The 11,703-nt window shown below is 48.2% G+C and carries 11 protein-coding genes, 1 tRNA gene and 3 pseudogenes; 7 read left to right on the top strand and 8 right to left on the bottom strand.

Going from position 1 to position 11,703, the window contains the following annotated elements; genetic code table 11:
* Positions 1-77: pseudogene (locus tag J4617_RS17165) on the bottom strand (GtrA family protein); the annotation flags it as partial.
* A 737-nt stretch (positions 78-814) separates the two neighbouring features.
* Between J4617_RS17165 and J4617_RS17170 the strand changes: the two are divergent.
* From J4617_RS17170 to J4617_RS17180, 3 genes and pseudogenes are all read left to right on the top strand, one after another.
* Entirely contained in the window at positions 815-1,090 is a 276-nt protein-coding gene (locus J4617_RS17170; RefSeq protein WP_000021431.1) for a hypothetical protein, read from the top strand.
* Positions 1,091-1,192: 102 nt separating this feature from the next.
* Positions 1,193-1,488, top strand: a pseudogene (locus tag J4617_RS17175) (transposase); the annotation flags it as partial.
* A 1-nt stretch (position 1,489) separates the two neighbouring features.
* Positions 1,490-1,788: pseudogene (locus tag J4617_RS17180) on the top strand (tyrosine-type recombinase/integrase); the annotation flags it as partial.
* Here J4617_RS17180 and J4617_RS17185 read toward each other — a convergent pair.
* Positions 1,747-1,823 (bottom strand) — tRNA-Arg (locus J4617_RS17185). The pseudogene J4617_RS17180 and the gene J4617_RS17185 overlap by 42 nt on opposite strands.
* A gap of 254 nt (positions 1,824-2,077) precedes the next feature.
* Here J4617_RS17185 and fimW point away from each other — a divergent pair.
* The 4 genes from fimW to fimZ all read left to right on the top strand — a co-directional run bounded on the left by fimW (position 2,078) and on the right by fimZ (position 5,124).
* On the top strand, positions 2,078-2,674 hold the full coding sequence (fimW, locus tag J4617_RS17190) for a fimbria biosynthesis transcriptional regulator FimW (protein WP_000948629.1): 597 nt from the start codon (positions 2,078-2,080) through the stop codon (positions 2,672-2,674).
* Between the two features lie 161 nt (positions 2,675-2,835).
* A complete protein-coding gene (locus J4617_RS17195) occupies positions 2,836-3,147 on the top strand; it encodes a hypothetical protein (RefSeq protein WP_000226492.1) in 312 nt (103 codons plus the stop codon).
* A gap of 18 nt (positions 3,148-3,165) precedes the next feature.
* Positions 3,166-3,888 (top strand): fimbria biosynthesis regulator FimY, encoded by a 723-nt coding sequence (fimY, locus tag J4617_RS17200; protein ID WP_001258110.1) that lies wholly within the window; start codon positions 3,166-3,168, stop codon positions 3,886-3,888.
* Between the two features lie 603 nt (positions 3,889-4,491).
* Positions 4,492-5,124, top strand: a complete 633-nt coding sequence (gene fimZ / locus J4617_RS17205; protein ID WP_000801273.1) for a fimbria biosynthesis transcriptional regulator FimZ — start codon at positions 4,492-4,494, stop codon at positions 5,122-5,124.
* A 45-nt stretch (positions 5,125-5,169) separates the two neighbouring features.
* On the opposite strand, the gene sfmF is transcribed toward fimZ, so the two are convergent.
* From sfmF to fimA, 6 genes are all read right to left on the bottom strand, one after another.
* Entirely contained in the window at positions 5,170-5,688 is a 519-nt protein-coding gene (gene sfmF, locus J4617_RS17210; RefSeq protein ID WP_001642932.1) for a fimbria assembly protein, read from the bottom strand.
* Positions 5,689-5,697: 9 nt separating this feature from the next.
* Positions 5,698-6,705, bottom strand: coding sequence for a type 1 fimbria D-mannose specific adhesin FimH (gene fimH, locus J4617_RS17215; protein WP_017465357.1), 1,008 nt, complete (start codon positions 6,703-6,705; stop codon positions 5,698-5,700).
* Between the two features lie 14 nt (positions 6,706-6,719).
* Complete coding sequence (locus J4617_RS17220; protein WP_017465358.1) at positions 6,720-9,332, bottom strand: fimbrial biogenesis usher protein; 2,613 nt, start codon at positions 9,330-9,332, stop codon at positions 6,720-6,722.
* A gap of 30 nt (positions 9,333-9,362) precedes the next feature.
* Complete coding sequence (gene fimC, locus J4617_RS17225) at positions 9,363-10,055, bottom strand: type 1 fimbria chaperone FimC (RefSeq protein WP_001519112.1); 693 nt, start codon at positions 10,053-10,055, stop codon at positions 9,363-9,365.
* Between the two features lie 43 nt (positions 10,056-10,098).
* Entirely contained in the window at positions 10,099-10,632 is a 534-nt protein-coding gene (fimI, locus tag J4617_RS17230; protein ID WP_000619604.1) for a type 1 fimbrial protein subunit FimI, read from the bottom strand.
* A gap of 74 nt (positions 10,633-10,706) precedes the next feature.
* Positions 10,707-11,264: a type 1 fimbrial protein subunit FimA gene (fimA, locus tag J4617_RS17235; RefSeq protein WP_000681025.1), complete on the bottom strand. Its 558-nt coding sequence runs from the start codon at positions 11,262-11,264 to the stop codon at positions 10,707-10,709.
* Positions 11,265-11,703 lie beyond the last annotated feature (439 nt).

Genomic DNA, 11,703 nt, shown 5'->3' on the forward strand with positions numbered 1-11,703 from the left:
CAAAAAGCAAATACGCCCCAATGAATAAGCGTGTTAAGAACACCGATCGATGTGTACTTAGCGAATAACTTCAACATTATGAAAATCAGCGGATTCGGAAAGGTCTGGAGTGTAGCACTACAAATTGATTTGATCGATAAAGACGATCAATAATCTAGTGTTTGATAGCTTACAACTATCATACACATTAAAATCGATCGTTGCAATCGATAGGTTGATATTGGAAAATGCTGTGAGTTACAGCGAGTTTGATGATTACCTGGTGATTTGGGGCATACAAAGCTTTGTATGTTTCTCGAAGGTGGGTCATGTGTTTGCATTGATAACAGGATAACTTGTTGGCTTAAACGGCGGTTACAGAAACTTCTAAGTCGAGGGTTCCAAGTTCGAATCCCGCAGATTAATAATTTTATAATCAACTATTTACTCTTATTTTAGTATTTTTATTCCACTGTCTATTGGGGATTATGTGCTGCTGGCATGCAGATCATCAGGGGAATGTCGCTGCGTTTTTCAGGGTGTAGATAAAACCGGATTAACAGATGAGAGAGACACTATTGCAGTGGCCTCTACCTATGCGTAGAAATGTATCATCGGCCCATGAGATGCGACTAAATTTGGCGCCATGCCGAATGCCGGGAGTACATTTGAGAATAAGCAGTATATTGAGGCTACAGAAAGCGTTAAAAAATGTATTTTGCCCGTCGCGGAATATTACTCATCAAAAATCTCTCTAGTGCACCATTGCATCTCCGAAATTGGCGGTCATGCGATATTACGACAGACAGGCACGGATATCACTGCCTGATCATTTTTGTCTATTGAGACTATCACGTGGCCGGATGTGAGAATCATCGGCGGGGTTATCGAGAACCTAGATATCTACCAGTTAACCGAAACTACAGCCATTTACTCCAGTTCCACACAGAATTGCAATGCTGATAATGTGCGCACGTTTGGTGGATATAACGGGATTTTCTTCATGCCGCTGGCAACAGGAACTCAAGGGGGCAACTTTGACGGGGTTTCCAATAATGTCTGTCGATTGGAGACGCGTTTCATTGGCCCTGTAGAAGAGAAAGAAAAATAAAACAAGGTGCATCTACGTTTTGTTGAGAGACTGTAATTTAAATTGTGTATCTGCCTGTTTTTGATATATTCATTCCGATAACGAGGACAGGTAAATTGCGGTGATGGCGAGATTGAACTGAACACGCCGCGTGACCGTGAAAACACCTTCAAACCTCAGTTGATTAAGAAGAACCAGACGCGGCTCACACAGATGGACAGCCAGATTTTATCGCTGTATGTCAAAGGCATGGTCACGCGCGAAATCTCCGCCACCTTCAAAGAAATGTACGACGCCGATGTGTCGCTCACATTGATATCCAAAGTCACAGCATCATAAACAAAGCCGTCTTCCTCGCGCTGGGTATCAACACCGAAGGCCAGAAAGCGCAGCCGGGTATATGGCTGGGCGAAAATAAAAATAGAAGACTTTCGCTTTCACGGCCTTAGGCACACATGGGCAAGCTGGTTAATTCAATCAGGAGTTCCACTGTCAGTGCTTTAGGAAATGGGGGATGGAAATCTATTGAAATGATTCACAGATATGCTCACCTTGCGCCTAATCATTTAACGGAACACGCGAGGAAAATAGACGACATTTTTGGTGATGATGTCCCAAATATGTCCCATATGGAAAATAAGGAGGAAATAAAGAAGCGTAACGCGTTGATTTATAAGTGGCGCGCCCTGCAGGATTCGAACCTGCGACCCACGGCTTAGAAGGCCGTTGCTCTATCCAACTGAGCTAAGGGCGCCTTGTGAAGTGAAGACTTCGTGTAGACGAAACGCGAGAATTATACGGTCAGGCACTCCTGAGTCAATGGCTTTTGTTCTGGTTGCTGACTAAGTGTACGAATATCGTCTTTTCTGGCGCAATGCCAGGTTCCAGGAAATCGCCTGGACACATCTCAGCACGCATAAAGTGGGAATTAAGGCCGCCAGTATTTAGAAAATCAATAAGTTTCTTTAATATTTCACCATGATTCACCTGCCGTGTAGGATATTTTTTATGCTGAGTATCGCTATTAAGGAACAAAACAGTCACTTTGAGCATGGTTTGAAAATCATCATGACGCGTCTGGCGAATCAATGGCAGCAGAAAATTGACTTTCTGCCGCCAGAAGAGATAGATAATGCCGATATCGCTTTCCTGGCCCTGGATGATGATTGGTTCAGCGCAGGCTGTTACCAGATACCTATGCATACCCAACATCAGCTACGGGTAATTATTTGTAATAAATGCGATAAAGAAAAGCTCATGTTCAGACCATGTCTGTATATGCTGCCGCATATTTATCGGGAAGATGATGTTGAAGAAATTACACGGAAAATGATATTGATCTTACATAAGCGAGCGCTTCGACATAGCGTCCCTTCTGGCATTTGCCACTACTGCACGACTCGTCATTTTTCAGTAACAGAACGTCACCTGTTAAAACTGATCGCCAGCGGTTATCATTTAAGCGAAACGGCCGCTTTACTTTCACTTTCTGAAGAGCAGACAAAGTCACTCCGCCGGAGCATTATGCGAAAATTACATGTTAAAACGGAGCAGCAGTTTTTAAAATATATTAGAGTTAACCTTCATTTCTTACTCAGTAAGTAAACTCACTTAACTTTTTACAAGGCTTACGAAATATCTCACCAATAATTAAGTAACGATACCTACAGGCATTTTTTTAACGCTGCCACAATGATGCCCATAATATCCTGATAGATTCAGGGGTCGAAAATATATGGCTGCATCATAAATGCCTGGAGGAGTGTTTGGTGGCACAGGGTACTTTGTTAAAGGAAAGGATAAATCCCCCACACCTGGCGTCTTCGCCCACACGTCATTCATATCTCAACAGCGAATTGTTAAAATCTGAGCCAATCGTTAATCTCTCAACTGCGCAATTAATCGGCTATGAGGTCCTGACGCAACTTCCGTCAGAACATGATAGCGAAGTTTTTTTTCAGCAGTTAATGCTGATGGAAGGCATTGAAACATCAGAGCAACGAAGCATTGCTTTTTACGCTGGTGCAACGATGGAACAAGGTTATTTATGGCCAGCCATATTACCAGATATATATTAGAGCAATGGAAAAAGCAGGATGCGCAGCGTACCACGCAGGGAAAGACACCGCCGTTTAAGAAATGCCAAAGACTGCGCCTGCCGTTATCACTCTCCAACGCCGCAGATATTTGATCGCCTTGAGTTACTGGACCAACAGCTTAATTATGCCTTGCCGGTTGGTATCATTTCCCAGGCAATAATTACAACTGATAACTACCTCGGCTATTCATTGAGTCACTACTTATTTTCCGGAAAACGTACCGCTGCATTCCGCTCATTAGATGACATTTCTTTGTGGATTGAAAAGGGGTCGCTCAGACAACTGATTGTAGATATGGAGGCGCTACCTGTCTCCTGTATTGAGGCGCTTAACCAGCTACGCGCGCTCAGTTGGCAACAAAGCGATATCCAGATTTACCTGCTGGTATCAGATAAAACCCCCGCTATAACACAGTTTATCCGTATGGCTGGGCGTTTTTTTGTTCTGTCGCGACGACAAAATCTGGCCTCTGTACGCGAAGCCTTGTTATCAGCCGCCAAACCTCGCTTATCGGAAAGCTTTAGCCGTACTGACTGGTTGATGATTGAAACTTTAGCGCAAGGTGCCTCTTTAAAAGAAATAGCACGTCAGCAAAGCGTACCTTATCATCGTGTAGTTTACCGGCTTAAACAACTTATCACCCTCCTTAACCTTCCCCACAGACAAAGCTTTCTTCGGCTGATCCAGCAGTTAAACGTTACTTTCCACGACATTTTTTAACGAACTAACGTTTTGGTGAATAAGATTTTTTAAGAAATTACTTATTTTCACTTCCATTAAATGTAAATATTTCACATAAAATTAATATTTACAACTCGTCCTGGTAAGCGATAAAAATTTTTTTCTTACATCGCCCCCTGTCCCTCCTCGTTTTTTGAGGTCTCCAGCGTCAACATCTTTCTGTTATTACATAACAAATACTAAACAATTAGTCTTTCATATTATTTTTATACTTAAAAACAACAGTTTAAACTACTCAATGTCAACTCTAAAGAAAATAGCTCCACCACGAACAAATTTTCTATAACGCCACAGAACATCCTACCCGCTATCCATAATTCGCATTTCGCAAGACTTTTCCGAGAAATCAGACCAGGTATAATCCATATTGTTTTTACTTAATCAGAAATTTCTTTTTTGTTGGTGCGAAATGGATATTCCACATATTTATTACTCTTACGCAAAATAGCCAGTCAACAGGGAGGTCTCATTCTTTATTATTGCTCCACTGTGTGGTGTGTAGATCTGGCTATTTCACAATCTTTAAGGTGTCTGACGCTTATTCTAAAACGAAGGACGCATAACAGTCTGAGGCATACAACAATGAAACCTGCATCTGTTATCATTATGGACGAACACCCTATTGTAAGAATGTCGATCGAAGTTTTACTCGGTAAAAATAGCAATATTCAGGTTGTCCTGAAAACGGATGATAGCCGAACAGCGATAGAGTATCTGCGCACTTATCCTGTTGACCTTGTCATTCTGGATATTGAATTACCGGGCACCGACGGCTTTACCTTACTTAAACGAATCAAATCTATCCAGGAACATACCCGGATACTTTTTTTATCGTCGAAATCAGAGGCTTTTTATGCCGGAAGAGCAATAAGAGCGGGCGCAAACGGATTTGTAAGTAAACGCAAAGACCTCAATGATATTTATAATGCGGTAAAAATGATTTTATCCGGCTATTCTTTTTTTCCATCTGAGACGCTTAACTTTATCAGTAATACCCGTACCCCCAAAGGCGGGCACCATGATATGCCACTTTCTAACCGCGAAGTTACCGTGCTGCGCTATCTGGCCAATGGAATGTCTAACAAAGAAATTGCCGAGCAACTTTTATTGAGTAACAAGACTATCAGCGCGCATAAGGCCAATATATTTTCTAAACTTGGCCTTCACTCTATCGTTGAGCTTATCGATTACGCCAAATCACACGAATTATTGTAAATGTACTCCCGGCGAATTATCGTTCGGGAGCCAAAATAACGGACACTAATTGTAATTGATCAGGAAGGTCGCATCCGCGTTAGCAAGTCCGGGCTGCACGCCATCGGCTAAGGCGATATAGTTCGCATAGAATTTCAGGGTAGCATTGCCGTTGTTGTCAATATCGACGGCCTTGCTGGCCTGTTCAAGTGGCAATCGACGTTGATCGCCATCGCGAATTTCAATCGCCAGTTTTTGCGCCATTTCCGTATCAGCAAGCGCCAGTAATGCCGTGCCGGGCGCTGGCGTCCCGGAAAACGTTATAGACGCCGACCCCGGCGGGCAACCTTCAAGTTTTAGGCTAAAGGCTACCGGTTGCGTGGCGTCACCGACGGCGTGAAGCTGTTTTGTCGGCCAGGTGCCGAGGTTAACCGACTTGTTACTGTCGCCCGCAACCACGGCGCAGGTAAAATCCACCACGTTACCGCGCAGTTCAATATTCACTTCGCCCAGAGATGAGTTGGCCTGACTCAGCGGGCTGAACAAAACACAACCGATAGCGATGAAAACGCGCCGAAAGATCATTATGCCTCCTTAATCATAATCGACTCGTAGATAGCCGCGCGCAGTAAACGGCCCTTCCGCCGGTTTATTCCCCGTCACGCTGATCGGCCAGGCGCGAATACCTACGCGAGCGGCGGCGTTATCATCAAGATGAAACGGAATTTTACTCGACAAATTATTGGGTGTGAGCGGCGTACCGTTGCTATCAGCAACCACAAAGCCTAAATCCGGATTATCGGCCACCATCGCCTGCCCTGAGGCCTTTTCGGCTTCAAGCCGCATCGATAAATAGGCCTGCGCCGCGACGTTGGTACATTTAATAGCGATAGTTTTCGTTTGCGGCGTGACGCCTTGCGGACGATTACCCACCCCCGCCTGACTAAATAACGACGCGCCGATATCGCCGAAATCAAACTCCACGACCTGTCCGGCATTCACTTCACAGTTTTGCGGTACTTCCACTTTGCCGCTGTAGCTAATGGTATACACCGGCGTGCTCAACGCGTCGCCGGTAGAGGTCGTTACATAGACAGTAAACATTGTCTGGCGAGGGATCGTCACCATATTAATAAAAGGCCGTATCACTTTTAATTTAAAAACCAGCTTTGAGTCCTGCACGCCAAACGGCTTTTGCTGCGACACGTTAGAGTCGACGCCCATGCGAATATAGTTACGGGGCGGATAAAATACGCCAGCGACACTATCGGTGATGCTCATCGCGCCCAGAAGGTAGTCATTCAGTTTGAGGTATTTAAAATTTCCTTCGGTGCTTCGTACCGGTAATTCTGATACATAGCTTCGGTAGGTATAATTTACCGTTGTCCCCGCCGGGCACGTCGCGTTTACGCCGACCCAACCTGATTTTTCCGGCAGCGTAACCACCTGTCCCGGCTGATTATTGCCGCTGGTGAAAACATCTGACAGGTCGTAAAAGATATCGGTCGCCGTCCCGTTTGAATTACGGCAAACCGTCGCCAGCGCGGGATGGGTGAAAAAGAGCGCGGTCCCCGCCAGCAATAGCGCTGAGTATATTTTCATCTCTATTTTTCCTTTTATGACGCCGGACGGATACAGGTCGCACTGGCTATCGTAATCGCCTGCTTCAGGCTATCCTCCGCCAGAGCGTAAGGGGCGATACAACGCGCGTTTTTCCCCTCTCCCCACTGGATGAACAGTTCACCTTTTAGCGGCAAGCCGCTCAGATAAATTTGCCCGTCATCGCCGACCATACTGGTAATGCCGCTGGCGGTTTCTCGTACTATCGCGCCAAACGGTAACGGACGTCCGCCAAGCCTCGCGGTAATGATTGCCCTTACGCCTATCCGCGTATCAAAAGCAGCCCGCACCAGCGCGCCCTCTGTCGGCACTACGCTGCTGACGTTATTTTCGACATCGGTATGGTTGTCCATCGTGTTGGTATCTAACGCGACGCGGTTATAGCGATATACCGTGGCATAGGGCATTACCGCATAGCCCCGCCAGTCCGTTTTCACGCCGGTCTGGTTTTCGATGCGCACGCCTTTCGCTCCCGGCGCTTTAATCAAGACATTGGTATCGCCCAACGGTTGGCTAAACGTAATACCATCCGCATGACCGACCACGCCGCCGGAAAGTTGCCAGTTATAGTCATGCTGATCGCGATCGTAGTTATATCCCACGCCCAGCGTGCCATACGTCGCCTGCCAGCTAGCGCTGGCGCTGCCGCTATAACCATTGCTACTGCTACGCCCTTGCGTCACGCTGTAGCTCAGATTACGTCCTTCCAGAAGCGTGCCGCCCACGCCGGTCTGCCAGCTATTGTCGCCGTCGCGGTTGCGGTTGGCGTTAAACGTGGCATAAGTACGATCAAGAATAGTGTCGCGCGCATAGCGCCGTCCGGTCAGAACGCTAAACGGAACGGACATATTGAATGCCAGAATGCGATCGGCGCCTGAGATCCCCACCGACTCGTTCCACGACCATGACAGCGAATAACTTATGCCTTGCCATCCACTGGCGTATCCCAGTTGATACCAGGTATTGGTATCCGCCGTATTCCAGTAATTTTGTTGACTGCCGGAAAGATACAGTGACCCGTAATCCCCCAAGTTTTGCGAAATATTGACCTGAAAGCGGCCTTTTTTGCTGTAACGGAGATTGTGGTAGCTCTGCGCCACCGGCACTTTATGGCGGCGTCCGTCGCTATCGTATTCGTAGTCGTACCCTTCCATACTGCGGTATGCCACATCATCCAGGGTGTAAAATCCGCGCGTGGAATAGCGGTAACCCAGCAATTGAAAATTAGTCCCGTAATTATTCAGCGATTTGGCGTACAGAAAACGCAACGATTGCCCCTGATGGGTGCTGTCATCTGCCAGTTGGCTACGCGCATGTGTGACATCGACCGACACGGCACCCCAGTCGCCCAAATTTCGCCCCGCCCCGACCACCACGGCACGGTAACGATCGGCAAGTTGCGTACCGCCGTAAGCCGTCAGCCCCGCAGGCAGGCCGGCAATCACCGTTCCCTGGAAAAAGAATGGCGAAGACTGCTGACTATTGCCGCTGCGAAAATCCCCGGCCACCAGGTCATACTTCACCCTGCCCTCACGCTGCAATAGCGGAACGGTAGAGTAAGGCACCGTGTAACGTTGTTGGCTACCGTCTTTTTCATCTACCGTCACCTCAAGGTCGCCGCTGGAAGAGGTAGGATTAAGATCGGTAATCGCAAACGCACCCGGCGACACATAGCTTTGGTAGATAACATACCCGTTCTGTCGTATCGTCAGCTTTGCCGCCGTCCGGGCGATTCCTCTAACCGTGGGGGCGTAGCCCTGCAGGCTATCGGGATACATATTGTCAGAAGAGTACAGCCGCGCTCCGCGAAAGCCGACGCTGTCGAAAACATCGTTCCCGGTATTGCTGTCCCCCATGACCAGTTCGCTTTTTAGCGGAATGATGGCGCGCTGTACCCAGGTGCCAATGTTGTTCCAGCGTTGCGAATGATAGCCATCCCCTTTCGAATAATTCCAGGCTCCGTTATTACGCAGCCGCCAGGGGCCATAGTTCAACCCGCTCAGCAGACTCAAAAAATAGCTATCGCTGTCTGTTCCGCGGCTACCGGTAAAACTGTAATTAATGAGTGCGGCGGGTATCCCTTCATCCCACTCTTCCGGCGGGATATAGCCACGCGCGCTGTTGAGCAATGACGCCTGCGGCAAGCTAATATTTAAGCGCATCGAAGCGAAATCGAACGCGACCTCCGCGCCCGGGATTTTCTCAGGAAGGTGAATACACGTGGTATCGACGCCTTTATCTGAGACAAGGAACGCCGCGGTATTCACGCCCAGCCGTTTAATCCACTCCGGTGTAAAACAAGGCATCAGGCCGCCGGATTTATCGCCGGCGCCCACGGCGCCCGCCTCAAAACGAATATCCTGCGTCGCTACGAATTCGTCGTTACGCCAGATATCCACCCGGTAAATACCGGGAGGCTGATGATTACCTTTTTCAAAGCGAGATAAATCCGCCACGGACGCGGTATCCGCCGACAAAAACGCAGGGTTGAAATAACTTTCGCCGCGGCTCGTCAGCGGACACAGCGCCGCCAGCACCGACAGCGCCACGCCGCTTAACGGTGATACATAGCCGGGAAATCGCCCTGCAAACCAGGTTGTCTTCTTCATCGTGTTCTCGTGTGGCTTCACGCTCTCTGCTTAACCGAGACTGGCCGTTGTCGCCGACGTCAATGCGCCGTAATCATTGACGGTCTGAAATGTCACGCTGCCCTGCGCGCCTGTCGGTAAGGGAATTTGCATGTCGCTTTTTGGCGCGATCATCACGTTATCAATCTTTTTCGCGCCCACGCTGATATTGACCAGCGTGAGGTAATAAGCAGATGGGTTGGTTATCTTGAGATGGTTGCCGACACGGGAAAATTTCAGCAAGGTCGGCGCGTCTTCCGGCGTCTGCGGCAAATTCGCCGGACGCACGAACAGTTTGATGCGCGACAGAATCGCCAGTTGCAGAACGTTTTTTCCTTCAATATGACTTTTATCGACCGACGGGATGGCTTTCACGTTCATCCAGAATAACGACTCCCGATCCCCGGGTAGCGGTTGCCCGGCGTAGATAATACGCAGCGTGTTTTCGCTTTTGGGTTCGCTGACGAATAAAGGCGGCGTAACGATAAACGTTTTTTCTTTCTGCCCGGCGCTATTTTCGATCCATGAATTGACGAGGTAACGTTCTTGAGTATCGCTATTACTGATTGCCAGAGAAGTCTGTTTCGCCGCCGAGGGATAAATAACGCGCGTGGCGCCTAATGCAATCCCCCCCGCTGCCTGTACGTTCAGCGAAGTAAATAACGTGAGAAGAACAATAAAGCCTAATTTTATACTATTCAGCATGGTAAAAAATACCTTTTGCATTGAGTCACGTCGGCAAGAAAATTCATGGGTAAACCAGCGTAAACCACACTTCTGAATGAATTCGTCCCGGCGTCATATTTTCTGAAATTGCCCGATAGCGGGCGGTAAAATGCAAAGTCATTTCTGACGTTAAAATGGGCGTGTAATGAAGCGGTAACGTGTTAGGTATGATTTGCCGCTGCTGGTCATCAAATAACGCCAGGCCGATTCCGGCATTACCGATACCCTCGCCGCTGGCCAGAAAAACATGGGGATCTTCCGCAGGCGTAACGCCGGCAAACGCAATGCCGACATGACGCCAGACCTCCGCGCTACAGGAGATTAACCGTAACGAAAATGGAACGCTGACGGGAGCGAAGCTGCCAGGACCGGTAAACGCATTCGTGCGGTACTGTCCCATCAGTACGCGCAAATCTTGGCTTTCAGTGGCGACAGCGCAGCCGCCATTGACCAGTTGTCCGCGCAGGTGAACACGCCCGCTCTCCACCATTACCGGCTGCGCAATGACGGGCGACATCAAAACAAGCCCCGCTAGCGCCGCGCCTTTCCTTATCATCTGCTATGTTCTCTTTTATCCCCGATAGCCTCTTCCGTTGAGGCGCCTCCCTTCCCTGGCGTTCCCTGACGGGATTATTCGTATTTCATGATAAAGGTGGCGTCGGCATTAGCCTGGCCTGGCGTCGTGGCGGCGGCGGTTGCCTTATAGCGTGCGGTAAAACGCAGCGTATTGGTGCCTTCAACCAGCGCCTGCTTCGCCGAGAAGGTCGCGCCGTCCGGCTTCAACGGTGAAGAGGTATTATCAAGAATCTCAATCCCGACGCCGGTTGCGGTAGTGCTATTGTCCGCAGAGGAGACAGCCAGCAAATTAGGGTTGGTGTTATCTGCCTGACCAGAGAAAGCCACGGCAGCGGTGGCCGCCACTTTCGGATCGCAGTCATTCAGGACGATGGAGAAAGGCACCTGCGCGGTCGTATCATCAATCGCCGTAAAGCTGGCGGTACGGTATTGACCCAGCGTCACCGTTTGATCGGCGGATTTAGTGCTGACGGCACAGGCTGCATTAACCAGTTTACCTTCGAAATGAATAGTACCGCCACTCACGCTCACCGGAGTAGGATCAGCCGCAACCGCTGCGCCAGCGACAAACATCAGACTCGCAATAGTAGAGGTCATTAATTTATGTTTCATGGATTTCCCTTGAATTACACACACCCGGTTTCGGCATCCTGTCGGCTCCGTTTGAATTATTATCGACATAGCATGTCAGAAAAGCTATCTCTTCATCCTGTAAAGATAGATATCGCGGATTAATTAGTTTTCTGTTTCTCCCCTGAGTATCAGACGCAGTAATTAATCTTTGCGAATATGACATTTCGTCACGGTAATAAATTAAACATTTCGCTAAATAAAAAATAGCCGCAAACTCTTTTAATGACCTAAGCTAATTCTTATTGGGATATAAGAAGGGTCTAATCTTATTTTGTATAAAATGTCGCATTATGCCGCCCGATGCTATTAACGACGAGGGATTACGGTAACCATAGCCAGGGTGATGAATTGTTTCTTTTTGGTTAATCATGGCGCGCTTACGGGCCACGTCTCAGTATCGTCAACAGACGGGGGAGAC

It is taken from the genome of Salmonella sp. 32010601201800023SM (genome assembly GCF_017572235.1).
Lineage (GTDB): Bacteria > Pseudomonadota > Gammaproteobacteria > Enterobacterales > Enterobacteriaceae > Salmonella > Salmonella enterica.